Origin of the sequence: Streptococcus sp. LMAG:39, from assembly GCF_008680485.1 — a bacterium.
Lineage (GTDB): Bacteria > Bacillota > Bacilli > Lactobacillales > Streptococcaceae > Streptococcus > Streptococcus pasteurianus.
This window is the reverse complement of record NZ_NALE01000001.1, coordinates 1,303,879-1,320,372: the sequence shown is the minus strand read 5'-3', so window position 1 is coordinate 1,320,372 and position 16,494 is coordinate 1,303,879. Positions and strand designations below refer to the sequence as shown.

Sequence of the window (16,494 nt, the reverse complement as noted above, 5' to 3'; positions counted from 1 at the left end):
TGACTAAAATTATATAACAATAAGAGCGGTCATAATGTCCGCTCTTATTTTATTAATCTGAAATCACCCTAATTTCATAACCTTTATAATCATTTTCATTCAAAACAATCTCTTCTTGTCTGTAGCGTTCACTTATCAATCTCAATGCTTGAGCTTTATCTTCTGCCTCAACTTCTACAACCCTTTGAAGGACTTCTTCGATTTCTACATTAAATACTACCATATCTTCTCCATATAATTAATCTCTTTATTTTAATACTCTCACAGCGGATCCATTATATCACACAATAACCAAATCGCATGCTACATTTTACTACTTCATCAGAGAATTTTTTAATCAATAAAATCCATACTTTTACACATCAAAAGCGCCCCGGGACAAGGGCGCTTTTTATAAAAACAAACAAATAAATTAGGAGGTAGTGTTATTAGTAGTTGAGCTCAACGGCAAGACCGAAATGGTCACTGACGATTGGCGCTTCACCGCCGTCAAATGTGACGGTTGATGATAGAATATCAATATCTTTACTTGTGAAAACATGATCAACTTTGAGGGATTGTTTATTGCCCTCCCAGCCGTCAATGTCTTCAATAATCGTGTGGTCGCCTTGGACTTTCTTAGCCACTTTGTGGCTGTCTTGTAAATCAAGTGGGCTGTTTAAAATCATATCATAGCCAGCAGTATCCGTTGGATTGTTAAAATCACCCATGAGTACCAATGGTTTGGGGTAATCAAGCAGCGCTGTCTCCAGCTTTTGCCATTCACTTTCAAAGCCTTTACCAAACCAAGACATGTGTAAGCTGACAACCGTAATTGGTTTCTGGTCAATTTCTGTCTCCGCAACGAGAACACGTCTTGTGTGAAAATCAGTTTCGTCATCAACATCAGATACCAGAATATCATTCACTTTGATAGGTGTTTTTGATAGAATAACAACACCCTCATTGTACTTTTCGTATCCAATATGATTATATGCCCAAGACCAATAATAATATCGTCCTTGACTTCTCAGATAATTCACGAGTTGTAAAGCGTAGTTATCGCGATGCAAAGCTGGGCTGCCTGGTAATTTTTCATAGCCATCAACTTCTTTGGTTAACAGTCCACGAATATCTTGGTTAATTTCTTGAAGGCAAATGACATCATAATTTTCACTATAAATCGTTTCTGCCAAGTCGAATAATTTCTTTAATGAATTTGCCTCCAACCAAGAATGCGTATTAAGTGTTAAAAATTTAGCCATATCTGTTCCCTTCAAGTCAAAGGAGAGTCCGTGATTCCTATCTCAGACTCCCTTTTATTTAGATTTAACCTAAACATCTCTTATTCATATGCGTAATATTAGCTTAAAGTTCTACTTTGGCAACAGGTGTGTTAGCAGAAACTTTTCCTGTTTGGGTTAAATTGACTGCTTTGATTTCTGCTGTATTTGTGAAGGCAACAATAATTGTTGTTTCACGACCTGCTGAACGAATAGCTGCTAAATCAGCTACCACCAAAAGCTCACCAGCTTGAACACGTTGACCTTCTGTAATCTTAACTGAGAATGGTACTCCATTAAGAGCAACAGTATCTAAACCAATGTGAACAAGAACTTCAAGTCCATTGTCTGTTAATAGACCAAAGGCGTGTTTTGTTGGAAAGACGCTTGTTACAATACCTGAAACTGGTGCGTAAACATTGCCATTTTCTGGTTCAACAGCGAAGCCATCACCCATCATTTTACCAGCAAAGACTGGGTCTTTAACTTCTGTGATAGGTTTTACATCACCGTCTGCAACTGCATTGACATCTTCTGTCACACCTTTATAAGAAACTTTTGTAACATCGTTTCCTTCAACTTCTGACAAGTTGACAGTTGGAATTTCTACACCAGAATCAAGAAGGTCTTGGATATCAGATTTCAAAATATCTGCTTTTGGTCCATAAACCGCTTGAACACCTGAGCCTTTGATGATAAGTCCCATAGCGCCAGCTTTTTTCCAAGTGTCCTCATCACCGACTTTAGCGACATCTTTGACTGTAACACGAAGTCGAGTCATACAAGCATCAACATCTTCGATGTTATTGCGTCCACCAAGGAGATTAATGATTTGAACGATTTGTGAGTCTGCAGAGACACTAGCACCGTCTGCTGATGCACTAGCTTGGTCTTCATCCATATCGTCATAATTACCATTACGACCTGGAGTAGCAAAGTTGAATTTCTTAATCATGAAGTCTGCAATAAAGTACATCACAACTCCTGATAAAATACAACAGATGACAAAATTAATCAAATCACCGCCAAGTCCAGCTTTGAGAGCCATAGGCGTACGTGTTAAAAGTTCAATATTACCAAATGAATGAAGACGAAGGTTAACTAAATCAGCTAAAGCAAATGTCACCCCTTGAACAACTGCATAAACAACGTAAAGTGGCATTGCAACGAACATAAACATGTATTCGATTGGTTCAGTAACACCTGTTAAGAATGTTGCTGCTGCTGTTGAGAGGAACATAGCAGTGTATTTTTTCTTCTTGTCAGGGTCAACATTACGGTACATAGCAAGACTAAGTCCCATAAGTGTACCAGTTGCACCAATCATTTGCCCAACTTTAAAGCGAGCTGGTGTTACATTTGTTAAAAGTTCTTGGTATGCTGAAGCATTAGACCCTTTCAGATTGATAAGGTCTGTTACCCATGCTAACCAAAGTGGGTCTTGACCAAAGACTTCTGTTCCTTTTTGAGCACCTGTCAAAATTTCATAAGTACCACCAAGTGATGTGTAGTTCAGTGGGATAGTAATCATGTGGTGAAGTCCAAATGGAAGAAGCAAGCGTTCCAAAGTACCATATAAGAATGGTGCTAAAAATGGTGCTGAATTTTGTGAAGATGCAATCCACATACCAAATCCATTGATTCCTGATTGGATGATTGGCCAAACAAGTGACATAAACAAACCAACAAGAACTGAACGATAGATAACAACGAATGGTACGAAACGTTTACCATTGAAGAATGAAAGAACGTCTGGCAATTTGCGGTAGTTATAGTATTTATTGTAAGCTGTTGCCCCAACAAAACCAGAGATAATACCGACAAACACACCCATATTAAGGGCAGGTTGACCAAGAACGTTGACAAAGTAGTCAGCTACAAGCATTTTGCCACCAAGAACATTGTGAACCGTACTTGTACCATCGGCAATCATATCAAGTGAAATACCGTAAACGTGACCTGTGATAAGGTTGATGAGAATAAATGCGATACCTGCTGCAAACGCACCACCAGCACGTTCTTTTGCCCAACTACCACCAATTGCTAACGCGAAGAGGATATGAAGGTTATTGATAATTCCCCATCCGATTTGAGCAATAACATTACCAACCGTAGCAAGAAGGGCTGAGTCTGCATTGATTAGCGGAAGTGAGTTCCCAATACTAACCATTAAACCTGCTGCTGGCATAACAGCAATAACAACCATCAAGCATTTTCCGAATTTTTGCCAAAATTCGAAGCTGGTTAAATTTTTAAATGCCTTCTTCATGAAATACTCCTTAAACCATTTTATAGGAAACCAATTGCTTTAATTTATAAAAAATAATGCCACTTCTATTTTCAAACTCCTTTAAAGTATTGGTTTGAGCTTTGTTTTAAATTTACGCAAACGTTTGCGTTGTTTTGATGATTTTATTATAACACATATTTTTAATTTGTAAAGCGTTTTCCGTAATTTTTTTAAAAAAAGACATCTCAACAAATACCTCCTTGGCAAAAAAACTCCAACGGAGGTTTTAGTTAGTAAAAGCTGTTAACCCAAATCTGGTGTTGATTCGCGTTCAATGATTTTATGTGGAATAACAATCGTTTGTTCAGTTAAATTTTTAGAGTCAGCTAATAATAATTTGGCGGCATTCTCCCCCAGCTCATATGGAAAAATATCCACGGAAGTCAAGGCAGGGCTCGCAATTTCTGTAATCAATGAATTGTTAAAACCAATCATAGCATAATGATTTTCAAGGTCACTATCCTTAAATAAACGTTGCAAACGAATCGCCATGATGTCATCACAGGCAACAAAAGCTTCTGTTTTGGGATTTTCAGCAAGAAACGTCTGCAACTTCACCGCATTTTCCTCGTCGCTTAGGCGTGATAATTGCAATGTACTCCCTTTTTTACCGTATTCTTGCAAGGCTTCACAGTAACCTTGATAACGTTCGGTTTGCACTAATTCATCCATATCAGTATAGGCAAAAACAAGATGATTATAGCCTTTGGCTAACATGAATGTCGTTGCATCTTTACCAGCTTGGTCATTATTATTATCGACAAAACGCACCGTTTTTTGCGGAGCATCTTCGTAAGAACGACCAACGACGACACAAGAAACCTTCTTTTTTTGTTTGACAAATTCAAAAACTGGATCTGCTTTTCTTGAATAAAGAAAAATAAGCTTAGTGATGTTGCCGCTACGAATTAAGGTTTGGATATTTTTTTGCAATTCGTCATCTGTTCGTCCTGTTGCCAAGCTGACCATGTAGTCATTCTCGCTACACACGCTTGAAATACCTTGAATAATTTGCATGAAAAATGGGGTATTTCCAAGTGAATCCTGACTTTCTCGCACAGGCAAAATAATCCCTATTGTATTGGTTGTGCGATTGACTAGATTTTATGCCGAATAGTTTGGAGAGTAATCCAGTTCTTTCATCGCACGACGCACACGTCTTTTAGTCGCCTCGCTAATCATACTACTATCATGTAGAGCACGTGAAGCTGTCGAAGTTGATACCCCCGCAACCCTTGCGACATCCTTAATTGTTGCCATTATATTATCCTTATCTGTAATTTGTATATATCTAGAATAAAAACTTTTTAAAGCGCTGTTAACCCAAAACCTTCACAAGCACCAGTAAAAAATAAGTAAAATCAAGTAGGGGCTAACATGTAGCCCCTCTCACACCACCGTACGTGCCGTTCGGCATACGGCGGTTCCATTAAATTTAAACAAGAGTTTTAGTGATAGCTCTCTCACCTATTCACTAAGCTTCGTTCCGCTTGTGCCGTCTTATATGGGTGAACAGCCTCTTTCGTCATACGTTACGCGAGTGCCGTCGCTTCAAACCAGGTCTATTAGGGCAGACAAAACTATAGGTTCTAGGTATTCTCTAATAGTTCACCCCTTCGCTCCCCTTCCATTACGGAAGTTTCAACGCTACTATGGGTTCGGCTGACTTCTCATTGTTCGTTGTTACTAGGAGTACCTCCTCAATGAGACCTCACGGGATAAGTCATACATCTTTCATCGATTACTCTCGTGATTTACGTCAACAGGTTACGACTACCTTTTGGGACTTTAGTGTTTTTAGCTGCCTCACGATAGTCAGGCTTGGGAGTCGCTATTGGGTTCACCGGTAGCAGGTGCCCCAGAGGACTTGCACCTCAGATATACAACATGCCCGTCGTACTAAAAAGAAAACACCTATAACAGTGTTTTCCATTATAAATTGTTAACAACCTAGGTTTCTAGCTACTTCATCAATTCCAAGGCATAGCTAACGCTCGCTAAAGCATATAGCGGTGCGGTTTCAGCGCGCATGATACGTGGTCCTAAACCGATTTTCAAACCACCTTTTAATTCAAATGTTTCGATTTCTTCTGGCGAAATGCCGCCCTCTGGTCCAAAGATAAAAAGAATTTTCTCTCCTGCTTTCATTTGTGACAATTCACGCGCTAGAACAGCCGTCTCACCTTCCTTGGCTGATTCCTCATAAGCAATAAAAATCCTGTCAAATTGCTCAAGTTCTGCTAAAAAAGCTTCTTTTTTCTCAAAAAGAGTAACTTCTGGAATCACATTACGTTTGCTTTGTTCCGCAGCACCTAGTGTGATTTTTGCCAGCTTATCGGCTTTTTTGGCTAATTTTTTGCCGTCCCATTTGACCACTGACCAATCCGCTGGAAATGCCCAGAGCTTTGCCATACCAAGTTCAGTCCCTTTTTGTGCTAGAAATTCCAATTTATCACCCTTTGGAAATCCTGCGACAATCGTCACCTCAACAGGCAATTCAACATTGCTATCTAGTTCTTCAATGATTTCAAAACGGTGTTCAGCACTATCAATGACTTTTGCCAAACGCTTCACGTGGTCATCAAAGACAAGGACAACTTCGTCGTTTTCTGTCAAACGCATGACGTTAAACATATGCTTAATCGTATCTTTATCTGTGATTGTAACGACATCTTGAGCTTGTCCTGCTACAAAATACTGTTGCATTTATCCTCCAATTACACCTGAAATATCATCTGTTTTTTTGAAAACACAAGCATTCCATTCGCCTTGAACCATGTGTGTTTCAAGGAAGAAACCTGCGTCCTCAGCTGATTTACGAACCATATCCCATTTATCAGAAATAATGCCTGACATGATAAGGTAACCTTCATCTTTAACAAGACGATAAGCATCTTCTGTCATATTGACCAAAATGTCCGCAAGGATATTTGCCACGATAACGTCTGCTTGAATGCCAACACCTTGCAAAAGATTTCCAGTAGCCACATGGATATTTTCAGTATTGGCGTTAAGGTCAATGTTTTCTTGTGCCACGCGCACGGCTACTTCATCAAGGTCATAAGCATAGATATCTTTTGCCCCAAGAAGTGAACTTGCAATCGAAAGCACACCTGAACCAGTACCCACATCAATTACAGTTTCACCACCACGAAGCACCTGCTCGAGCGCAAAAAGACTCATTTTTGTGGTTGGGTGAGTTCCTGTACCAAATGCCATACCAGGGTCGAGACGAATTATTTTCTCACCCTCGCTAGCTTCATAATCAGTCCAACTTGGAACGATTGTCAAATCATAGCTGATACGCGTTGGTTCATAATATTTTTTCCAGTTTTCTGCCCAATCCTGCTCTGCCAATTCTTGCGTTGCGTAGTGAACATCACCAGCATCAACGCCAAAATCAGTCAATTCCGCTAAGCGGTCAGCCACTTCTTTTTCAACAGCCTCAATATCAACATTTTCTGGGTAGTAAGCTGTGATTTTAACAGTTTCCACTTGTTTGATTTCTGGAAATACTTCGCCATATTTGCCAACATGACCGAAATAGTCCGCACTATCATCAATCGCCACACCTTGACTACCTAATTCAATCAAAATATTCGATGCAGCTTCTTCTGCATCACGTAAAACCTCAACAGTTAACTCTTGCCATTTGTCCATAATTAAGATACCAAGCCCGTAAAATACAAAACCAAAATAGGAAAGTCACCGATGACGCTTGCGTCTAGGGGAACTTTATCTTTTTGGCACAGTATTTCGGGCGGGTTCAGTTTAAAATTACCTGCCCCTTTTTCCTTTCTATCTGTATTAAAAGGTCATAAGTTCGTGCTCAAAGCAAACACTTATCCTTTTCCTTTCTTGCTTTTTATTTGAAATATATTCAGTTCGAGATATTAACTAACCCTTCCCTGTGTTTTATCCGATTACACCTCAATACCTCGGATAGGCAAAGTATTCTGTTTCTTTCAGAGCTACTTTCCCATTTTCAAAGCTTTTAGCGTCCCATTCGAGCGCAAAGTCAGTCGTATTTTCGTCTGCTAAAAAGTCCATTAAATCATCAAGACCTTTGGTTGCTACGTCGTTCAATGTTTCAGCAAAATAAGCTAAAAATTCACGTGAAAAGCCTTTTTTGGCATCAAATGGAATAGTCACCAAATAATCATCTTCATCAACTTTTGATTTTGCTTGATTGTAAAAAAGCACATAATCTTCAAAAACGATGTCGTCGTTGTTGATTTCACCTTGGTCATCCACAGTTTCAACCGCAGATTGATTCTGCGCTTCCAAAATAAAAGTCACTTCCACCGCATGATTTTTCTTATTCCAATCAATAGCATAATCAAACGTGAAGTACTTGTCCATTTCTTCTTCTAATACTGATAAAAAGCCAAATTTAGCCATTAAAAATTTCTTCCAATCTTCTTTTGTGTTACAATTATTTTATCATACTTAAGGGGAAATGACATGCAAATACGACCAATGGAGCTAGAAGATGTTGAACAAGTGGTTATACTAGAAAACCAAACATGGAATGCAATTAACACACCAGCTCCACTACCTATTGCAAATAAGGATAAAATCATCAAAGATTTTGAAAATGGAACACATTATCTTGTCGCTGAAGAAAATCAGGATATTTTAGGTGTTCTTGATTACCATACTTATTATCCTTTCCCTAGCGGTCATCACGTGGTAACCTTTGGCATTACCATTTCTGAAAAAACGCGCGGTCAAGGTATCGGACGCAAACTTATCCAAACTTTCTTTGATATAGCAAAAGCTGACGGCTACCAAAAAGTTCTCATTCATGTGCTATCATCAAATGAAAAAGCCTGCATATTCTACGAAAAATTAGGCTTTAAACAAGAGGCTATTTTGAAAAATCAATTTTACCTAAACCATACTTACGTTGATGACCTCGTTTACAGTTATTATCTGGAGGATAGCCATGCCAAATAATCTCGCTTTGCGAATGCGCCCTAAGAATATTGACCAAGTGATTGGGCAGAAACATCTAGTCGGTGAAGGAAAAATCATTCGCCGTATGGTGGAGGCCAATATGCTGTCATCAATGATTCTCTACGGTCCTCCTGGTATCGGGAAGACCTCAATCGCTAGCGCTATCGCAGGAACAACCAAATACGCTTTTCGGACGTTCAACGCTACAACAGATAGCAAAAAGCGTCTGCAAGAAATTGCCGAGGAAGCTAAATTTTCTGGCGGTTTAGTCCTACTGCTCGACGAAATTCACCGCTTAGATAAAACCAAGCAAGATTTCTTGCTACCTTTACTTGAAAATGGCAATATTATCATGATTGGGGCAACAACTGAAAATCCTTTCTTTTCGGTGACGCCAGCCATTCGCTCAAGGGTACAAATTTTTGAATTAGAACCCTTGTCAACAGATGACATAAAGACAGCTTTGCAAACAGCTTTATCTGATAAAGAGCGCGGATTTGACTTTGATGTTGATATTGATGCCGATGCGCTTGATTTCATTGCAACGGCAACCAACGGCGACCTACGCTCAGCTTTTAATTCGCTTGATTTAGCGGTCATGTCAACCAAAGCAGATGATAACGGGCTGCGCCACATTAGCCTTGACACCGTTGAAAATAGCTTGCAGCGCAGTTATATTACCATGGATAAAGATGGTGATGGTCACTATGATGTGCTGTCAGCTTTGCAAAAATCCATTCGTGGCTCTGATGTCAATGCTAGTCTGCACTACGCTGCTCGTCTGATTGAAGCTGGTGATTTGCCAAGCCTTGCTCGCAGGCTGACTGTGATTGCTTACGAGGATATTGGGCTTGCTAATCCTGACGCTCAAATTCATACGGTTACGGCCCTTGATGCTGCCCAAAGAATTGGTTTTCCTGAAGCACGTATCTTAATTGCCAACGTCGTAATTGACCTTGCCTTATCACCAAAATCAAATTCTGCCATTACAGCGATTGACAAGGCTATCAGCGACCTTCATCAAAACGGAAATTTGCCAATTCCACGCCATCTACGCGACGGACATTACGCTGGCAGCAAAGATTTGGGAAACGCACAAGGCTACAAATACCCTCATGATTATCCTGAAAAATGGGTTAAACAGCAGTATTTACCAGATAAGTTAGTCGAAAAAAATTATTTTGATGCTAACCAAACCGGGAAATACGAACGTGCCCTCGGTGCTAACAAAGAGCGAATTGATGAACTGTCTAAATAATGATAATATGGTACTTTCTCATTTTAATAGTTTTCATTAATGCTTAAAAAGAAAACCGCTTTCTAAAAAATAAGATTTGCCCTTGAAATATTTTTTAAAAATGCTATTATAGATATATAGATTATTGCTGTGGCATACGAATTCACATCAATGTGTTGACCGACTAAATATTTGTATTTCGGGAAACAGTAGTCTTTCTCCAGTATGCAGGCCGTTACACGCGGAAGCAACTAAGGAGAAGCGAGTTGCCCACCTGCTTGTAGATTGCGGGTTCAATACAAATCGTGAATCACGGTGCCAATACAGCTTCTTATCCTTCCTTAGCTCAGTTGGTAGAGCAGTGGACTCTTAATCCATGGGTCATAGGTTCGAGCCCTATAGGGAGGATTAAATATCATAAGAAAAAGCCCTTTGTTTAGGGCTTTTTGCTTGTTCTAAAATCGATTTGTTGCGATTTTATCATAAATTTTTGACGGTCTACTGGTCGTCTTTATTCAAAAATGAAAAACGTCGTTAAATACGATACTGTGTTAAATCTTGTTTTAAAAAGTAGTAAAATAAGTTGCCATAATTTCCTGAATAGTCCAGTACATGACCATTATAAACGACCTTAGTGACTTTGTAATAGTCAGCAATATCGATTGAGCAAGCTTGCTGTGAACGTTCGAATTCCTCGTATGAGTCAAACATCACCACTCGTTCTTGGTTTCCTGCGTTTAAAAATGTAATTTCAATCATTATTTACATTTCCTTTCTAATTCGTCATACTATATTACTTCGATGTTGGAATACAGTATGTAGAATTGTATAACGCTATGCTACTACAAAGTGTGTTTTCACACAACTATTTTGCTCTGACTGGATTTTTTCAATCATAATGCAAGAATCAATTATAAATAATAAAAAGAGATTCCAAACAGAAATCTCTTTTTAACTGAGTTTGTAAAACGATATTATCCTTTATGATACTCAAAAGCGATTGTGTAGCTTTTCTCCTCATTTGCTTGCAGGGTAATGTCACCAAAATTATCATGATTAATAGCATCTGGGAGAAATTGTGCTTCAAGTGCTAAGGATTCAAATTCTTTAGCCATTTTGCCCTTATCACGCGCTGGATAAATACCTTCAGGAATACCACCCATGCTGTAAACGACCCAAGCATCACGGTCAGAATAAAGGTGAACAGAATCGCCACTTTCCTCATCTTTCAATTCTCCACAAGGTTTATCAAGCGAAGCATTTACCAAGAAAGCATCGTCAAGCCCGCCTGTATCAGCGATAGCCTCTCCAAGGTTTTGCCCAGTTTGAAAATCATAAGCTGTGCCAGCAACGTCAATGAATTTTCCTGTCGGAATCAAATCATCACGAGTCTCTAAATAATGGTCTGCTGCCAAAGTGAAGGTGTGCTGACTTAAATCTTGACGATTTCCCAAGTTAAAATAAACATGGTTGGTTGGGTTAAAAAGCGTTGTTTTAGTAGCATTTTTGCCCGTATAAACAATCGTAAAACGATTTGCATTGTCTAGCGTAAATCGTACTTCTACCTGCATATCTCCTGGGAAATGGTCAATTTCCTCTTTAGCGTCATAAGTCATCACCACACTAAGCGCATTTTGACCAGCTTCGATAAATGCAGTCCAGATTTGCTGATGAAATCCTTGAGGTCCACCGTGAAGAGTGTTTCCTTTTTCATTTTGTTGTAGCTGAATTTCTTTGCCATCAAGGTTAAATTTCCCTTGATTAATACGCCCTGCAACACGTCCGATTGATTGACCTGCACATAAAGGATTTTTCAGATAATCACTTGGCTTATCAAAACCAATGATAAGATTTTTCTGACCTCCTTTGTCATCTGGCACTAAAAATTCTTGCCAAGTTGCTCCCAGCGTTAGTAAACCAACTTGGACACCATTATCATTAATAATAGTGTATTTTTCAACCTTTTGCCCATTAATTGTCTCAACAATTTCTTGTTTGACTTCCATTTTTTGCCCTCTTTCTTAGATTCTTTCTTTTATTTTACTCTTTAGCTAATTTTTTGTAAACGTTTACCATGAGGTTTTACCAAGTTTTACCAGACATCATCTTCATAAACCAAAAACTCCTACCCATTGGACAGGAGTTTTTGGTTATATATAGTGATTATTTTACCACGAGATTCAAGTTTGTTAGGCACTGCTCAAAAGCTCTGGGAGAGGGGGTGAGGTTGGAAATAAAGCTAACAAACTTGTATCAAAAATCTATTTCACAACAATATTTACAAGTTTGTTAGGTACCGCAATTACTTTAATAATGTCTTTGCCAGCGATTTCTGTTTGGATTTTGTCGTTAGCAAGGGCAAGTTTTTCAAGTTCTTCACGGCTTGAATCTTTTGGTACAACAAGTTTAGCACGTACTTTACCTTTGATTTGGATAACAATTTCAACGTCGTTTTCAACGAGTTTTGCTTCGTCCCATGTTGGCCATGCAACGTATGAAATTGATTCACCTGATTGTGTCAATGTTTGCCACAATTCTTCAGAAAGGTGTGGTGCAAATGGTGCTAACAATTGTACAAATCCTTTAGCGTAGTCAGCAAAGAGTTTGTCCTCTTTGTTAGCAGCGTTGACGAATACCATTAATTGCGCAATAGCTGTATTGAATTTCATGGCTTCAAGTTGTTCAGTTACAGCTTTGACTGTTTCGTTGTAAACTTTATCCAAATTGCCATTGTTTTCTGCAACAATTTCTTTTGTTGTCAACAAGCGATAGACGCGGTCGAGGAATTTACGTGAGCCTTCAAGACCTTCTTCAGACCATGCGATTGAGGCATCAAGTGGTCCCATGAACATTTCGTACACGCGAAGTGTATCTGCACCATAATGTTCAACCACATCATCAGGGTTAACAACGTTTTTAAGTGATTTAGACATTTTCGCTGGTGCTTGTTCAAGTTCTTCACCAGTTTCAATGTGGAAGAATGAACCGTCACGTTTTTCAACTTTGTCAGTTGCCACAAGTGCACCACGGTGATCGCGGTAGCTTGTTCCCAAAATCATCCCTTGGTTAAAGAGTTTTTGGAATGGTTCTTTGGTTGGAACAACACCTAAATCATAAAGGAATTTATGCCAGAAACGAGCATAAAGAAGGTGAAGCACAGCGTGTTCTGCACCACCGATGTAAATATCAACTGGCAACCAAGCTTTTAGAAGCTCTTCATCAGCCAATTTTTCATCGTTGTGTGGATCAATGTAACGCAAGAAGTACCAGCTTGAACCAGCCCATTGTGGCATTGTATTGGTTTCACGGCGACCTTTAACGCCGTCTTCGCGTGTCACTTCAAGCCAATCAGTCAAGTTAGCAAGTGGTGATTCACCTGTACCTGAAGGTTTGATGTCTTTTGTTACTGGCAATACAAGTGGTAATTGCTCCTCTGGAACAGCTGTTGTTGTACCGTCTTCCCAGTGGATGATTGGGATTGGTTCACCCCAATAACGTTGACGTGAGAAAAGCCAGTCACGCAAGCGATAAGTTACTTTCTTGTTACCAACGCCTTCTGCTTCAAGCCATTCAACCATTTTATCAATAGCTTGCGCTTTATCAAGTCCATCTAGGAAACCAGAATTGACGTGAAGTCCGTCTTCTGTGTAAGCTTCCTCTTCAACATTTCCGCCTTCAAGAACTGGAATGATTTCCAAGTCAAATTGTTTTGCGAATTCCCAGTCACGTGTATCGTGAGCAGGAACAGCCATGATAGCACCAGTACCGTAGCTTACAAGAACATAATCAGCAATCCAGATTGGCATTTCTTTACCAGTTACTGGGTTAATGGCATAGCTACCAGTCCAAACACCTGTTTTTTCTTTAGCAAGGTCTGTACGAGCAAGGTCAGATTTAAGGCTTGCTTGGTGTTTGTAGTCAGCAACTGCTTGCGCTTGTTCTGGTGTTGTAATAGCTTCAACAAGTGGGTGCTCAGGCGCTAAAACAGCGTAAGTCGCACCAAATAATGTATCTGGACGAGTTGTAAAGACGGTGAAATCTTTATCCGTATCTTTGATTTTAAAAGTAACGTTAGCACCAGTTGATTTACCAATCCAGTTACGTTGCATATCTTTGATTGATTCTGGCCAATCAAGGTCTTCTAAATCTTCGAGCAGACGTTCAGCGTAAGCTGTGATTTTAAGCATCCATTGGCGCATCGGTTTACGAACAACTGGATAACCACCACGTTCAGATGTCCCGTCAGGCAGCACTTCTTCGTTGGCGATAGCTGTCCCTAATTCTTCAACCCAGTTAACTGGTACTTCAGCTTCGTACGCCAAGCCTTTTTCGTATAATTTTGTGAAAATCCACTGAGTCCATTTGTAATAATTAGGGTCAGTTGTGTTCACTTCACGATCCCAGTCATATGAGAAACCAAGTGAGTTGATTTGGCGTTTGAAGTTTGCAATGTTTTTAGCTGTAAATTCAGCTGGGTCATTACCTGTATCCATTGCGTATTGTTCGGCAGGAAGTCCGAAAGCATCCCAACCCATTGGGTGAAGAACGTTGTAGCCTTGAGCGCGTTTGAAACGGCTAAGAATATCAGTCGCAGTGTATCCTTCTGGATGTCCTACGTGCAGACCAGCTCCAGATGGGTAAGGGAACATATCCAACGCATAAAAATTTGGTTTATCAGCGTCTGTTCCTGTTTTAAACGTATGATTATCAGCCCAATAGGCCTGCCATTTTTTCTCAATTTCTTTATGATTATAAGTTGCCATGTCATTCTCCATGTTCTTAGTGTTGGTTACTATTATACCACGAAAAGAATAAAGAAAAAAGGCGAAATCACAAGGGATTTCATGCCTGTTTTCAGTTGATAAGAAGAATTTTTAGTCAAATCAAATGCTCATTTAGTCATTTGCTAAATAATCTTTCAATTGTTCCATGATTGCTTTGGTATCTTTGACACCGATTTGGTAAATTTCTTCGTATTTGTCGGGGTTGGTTTCAAGTCGTCCGATTTCCAGATTTTGGCTTGGGCGAATGGCAAAAAGTTCGCCTTCATTTTCCAAATTGCTAATGTGTTCAATGGTGTCGTTATAGTGTTGATAACGTTTTGAAGCGACTTCTACAAACTTAGGGTATTTTCTGTAAAAAAGTTTATAGACACGACCATTACTTGGCTTTTTACGGTAATCAATTGGACGTGTTAAAACAACAATCAATTTATCAAAACCAAGGCTTTTGGCAAAATCGACTGGAATACTGTCTGACAGACCACCATCAAGGTATTTATTGCTTTGCCACTCAACGATTTTTGACGCCAAAGGCAATGCTGAACTCGCACGAAGTAACTCCATTTGTTCAAAGACATTGTCAACCTTATGATACTCAGCTTTTCCTGTTGCTAAATTAGTTACTGTTACATAGAAAGGTACACCTGATTTTTCAAAAGCTTCCTCGTCAAAAATATCCAGTTCCATCGGAACTTTGTAGTAGGCAAATTCTTTATTGACCACATTTCCTGTTTTCAACCATGAACGAAGTCCCATGTACCCCGGATTTGTGGCATATTTTTTATTGTAACGGAGGGCTCTGCCTTTTTGTTTTGACAAAAAATTCACCCCAAAAAGGGCCCCAGCAGATACCGAGACAACACCATCCACCTTAATTCCCGCATCTAAAAAGGTATCCAAGACACCAGCGGTGTACAAACCGCGCATGCCGCCACCCTCTAATACTAAACCGACAGCCATCCTTATTCTCCGTTCTTTCTCACTTTGTTACTTAATTATAGCAAAAAACATGCTATTTAGAGTGTTTTTGCTATGTTTATAATAGTCCTAACAACATCAGGGAAACATTTATGAAAAAACAGCTTTTTGATATTATCAAACCTTCTGATAACCTAGCAACCATTGAAAAAATTTACGATGTTTTTATGGTTTGTACTATTGTGATTAACTTATTGCCACTAACAAGCAAGTCAACAACGTCATTTTATATCACGCTTGATACTATCACGAAGAAATCGAAAAAGAAGATATTGAATCAAAATAGCATTCAAATACAAAAAACGCCGAATTCCGTCTAAGAGTTCAGCGTTTTAGAATGTAAGCCAATATACACGTTAGGCTTGTGAAAAATCATTACAATTCAGCGATTTGGTAAAGCTCCAATTCAGCTTGTGTTTCAGTTCCGAACATGTTAATCATCAATTTCACTTTGTTGTTTTCGATTTCAACAACACGTCCTTCTTGTCCTGCAAAGGCGCCGTCAATGATTTGAACCACATCACCTGGTTTGATGTTTGTGTCAATGACATCAACAGTTTGTCCCATTGAGATAAGAATTGAACGGATTTCTTCTTCCAAAAGTGGTGTCGGTTTTGAACGGTTACCGTGTGACCCAACAAATCCAGTAACGTTTGGTGTGTTACGAACAACGAACCAAGCTTCGTCTGTCATCACCATTTCAACTAAGACATAACCTGGAAAACGATTTTCTTCAACTTCTTTGACTTTCCCATTTTTTTCAACATTAACTGTTTGTGTTGGAATTTCAACGCGCAAGATGTTATCTAACATATTGTAAGTTTGCGCACGTTGCAACAATGTTTCTTTAACTTTGTTTTCGTAACCAGAGTAAGTTTGTAAAACGAACCAACCCTTATCAAATGAATCTAACATAATTTCCTCCATTATAAAAAAGCCCCGCAAGGCTCTTTGGGTGTTTTTCTTTATTTTATTATAGGAAAAATA

The 16,494-nt window shown here is 39.2% G+C and carries 14 protein-coding genes, 1 tRNA gene, 1 other RNA gene and 1 pseudogene; 5 read left to right on the top strand and 12 right to left on the bottom strand.

All coding sequences use genetic code 11. The features are described 5' to 3' along the window. Positions 1 to 52: 52 nt before the first annotated feature. The 7 genes and pseudogenes from CCC20_RS06775 to CCC20_RS06745 all read right to left on the bottom strand — a co-directional run bounded on the left by CCC20_RS06775 (position 53) and on the right by CCC20_RS06745 (position 7,953). Positions 53 to 223 carry a DpnD/PcfM family protein gene (locus CCC20_RS06775; protein WP_020916034.1) on the bottom strand — a complete coding sequence of 57 codons (171 nt, stop codon included), beginning with the start codon at positions 221 to 223 and terminating at the stop codon, positions 53 to 55. 205 nt (positions 224 to 428) lie between these two features. Beyond that, positions 429 to 1,244 carry an endonuclease/exonuclease/phosphatase family protein gene (locus CCC20_RS06770; protein ID WP_009853287.1) on the bottom strand — a complete coding sequence of 272 codons (816 nt, stop codon included), beginning with the start codon at positions 1,242 to 1,244 and terminating at the stop codon, positions 429 to 431. A 103-nt stretch (positions 1,245 to 1,347) separates the two neighbouring features. Beyond that, positions 1,348 to 3,531, bottom strand: a complete 2,184-nt coding sequence (locus tag CCC20_RS06765) for a PTS transporter subunit IIBC (RefSeq protein ID WP_287179738.1) — start codon at positions 3,529 to 3,531, stop codon at positions 1,348 to 1,350. 264 nt (positions 3,532 to 3,795) lie between these two features. After that, positions 3,796 to 4,812 (bottom strand): annotated as a pseudogene (locus CCC20_RS06760) (LacI family DNA-binding transcriptional regulator). Between the two features lie 702 nt (positions 4,813 to 5,514). After that, positions 5,515 to 6,258 carry a 16S rRNA (uracil(1498)-N(3))-methyltransferase gene (locus CCC20_RS06755; protein WP_101774281.1) on the bottom strand — a complete coding sequence of 248 codons (744 nt, stop codon included), beginning with the start codon at positions 6,256 to 6,258 and terminating at the stop codon, positions 5,515 to 5,517. Further along, positions 6,259 to 7,212, bottom strand: coding sequence for a 50S ribosomal protein L11 methyltransferase (prmA, locus tag CCC20_RS06750; protein ID WP_287179737.1), 954 nt, complete (start codon positions 7,210 to 7,212; stop codon positions 6,259 to 6,261). Between the two features lie 270 nt (positions 7,213 to 7,482). Continuing rightward, the gene (locus CCC20_RS06745; RefSeq protein ID WP_058692658.1) at positions 7,483 to 7,953 is read right to left on the bottom strand and encodes a DUF3013 family protein; all 471 of its coding nucleotides are present in this window, start codon (positions 7,951 to 7,953) and stop codon (positions 7,483 to 7,485) included. Positions 7,954 to 8,016: 63 nt separating this feature from the next. Here CCC20_RS06745 and CCC20_RS06740 point away from each other — a divergent pair, with 63 nt between their 5' ends. The 4 genes from CCC20_RS06740 (at position 8,017) to CCC20_RS06725 (ending at position 10,156) form a co-directional block, all read left to right on the top strand. Further along, complete coding sequence (locus CCC20_RS06740; RefSeq protein ID WP_101774283.1) at positions 8,017 to 8,511, top strand: GNAT family N-acetyltransferase; 495 nt, start codon at positions 8,017 to 8,019, stop codon at positions 8,509 to 8,511. After that, on the top strand, positions 8,501 to 9,769 hold the full coding sequence (locus tag CCC20_RS06735; RefSeq protein WP_058692657.1) for a replication-associated recombination protein A: 1,269 nt from the start codon (positions 8,501 to 8,503) through the stop codon (positions 9,767 to 9,769). Before CCC20_RS06740 ends, CCC20_RS06735 begins: the two co-directional genes overlap by 11 nt. A gap of 121 nt (positions 9,770 to 9,890) precedes the next feature. Next, a non-coding RNA gene (gene ssrS / locus CCC20_RS06730) (6S RNA) lies at positions 9,891 to 10,082 on the top strand. 1 nt (position 10,083) lies between these two features. Further along, positions 10,084 to 10,156, top strand: a tRNA-Lys gene (locus tag CCC20_RS06725). 126 nt (positions 10,157 to 10,282) lie between these two features. Here the strand turns inward: CCC20_RS06725 and CCC20_RS06720 are convergent. The 4 genes from CCC20_RS06720 to CCC20_RS06705 all read right to left on the bottom strand — a co-directional run bounded on the left by CCC20_RS06720 (position 10,283) and on the right by CCC20_RS06705 (position 15,489). Continuing rightward, positions 10,283 to 10,507 carry a DUF4649 family protein gene (locus tag CCC20_RS06720; RefSeq protein WP_101774284.1) on the bottom strand — a complete coding sequence of 75 codons (225 nt, stop codon included), beginning with the start codon at positions 10,505 to 10,507 and terminating at the stop codon, positions 10,283 to 10,285. Between the two features lie 215 nt (positions 10,508 to 10,722). Further along, positions 10,723 to 11,754, bottom strand: a complete 1,032-nt coding sequence (locus CCC20_RS06715; RefSeq protein ID WP_101774285.1) for an aldose epimerase family protein — start codon at positions 11,752 to 11,754, stop codon at positions 10,723 to 10,725. Between the two features lie 255 nt (positions 11,755 to 12,009). Next, positions 12,010 to 14,511 carry a leucine--tRNA ligase gene (gene leuS, locus CCC20_RS06710; protein WP_101774286.1) on the bottom strand — a complete coding sequence of 834 codons (2,502 nt, stop codon included), beginning with the start codon at positions 14,509 to 14,511 and terminating at the stop codon, positions 12,010 to 12,012. 132 nt (positions 14,512 to 14,643) lie between these two features. Next, positions 14,644 to 15,489: a patatin-like phospholipase family protein gene (locus CCC20_RS06705; RefSeq protein ID WP_003062997.1), complete on the bottom strand. Its 846-nt coding sequence runs from the start codon at positions 15,487 to 15,489 to the stop codon at positions 14,644 to 14,646. A gap of 110 nt (positions 15,490 to 15,599) precedes the next feature. On the opposite strand from CCC20_RS06705, the gene CCC20_RS06700 reads away from it, so the two are divergent. Beyond that, positions 15,600 to 15,827 carry a hypothetical protein gene (locus CCC20_RS06700; RefSeq protein ID WP_003062994.1) on the top strand — a complete coding sequence of 76 codons (228 nt, stop codon included), beginning with the start codon at positions 15,600 to 15,602 and terminating at the stop codon, positions 15,825 to 15,827. A 55-nt stretch (positions 15,828 to 15,882) separates the two neighbouring features. Here the strand turns inward: CCC20_RS06700 and nusG are convergent, their stop codons facing one another. After that, the gene (gene nusG, locus CCC20_RS06695; RefSeq protein WP_013851412.1) at positions 15,883 to 16,422 is read right to left on the bottom strand and encodes a transcription termination/antitermination protein NusG; all 540 of its coding nucleotides are present in this window, start codon (positions 16,420 to 16,422) and stop codon (positions 15,883 to 15,885) included. Positions 16,423 to 16,494 lie beyond the last annotated feature (72 nt).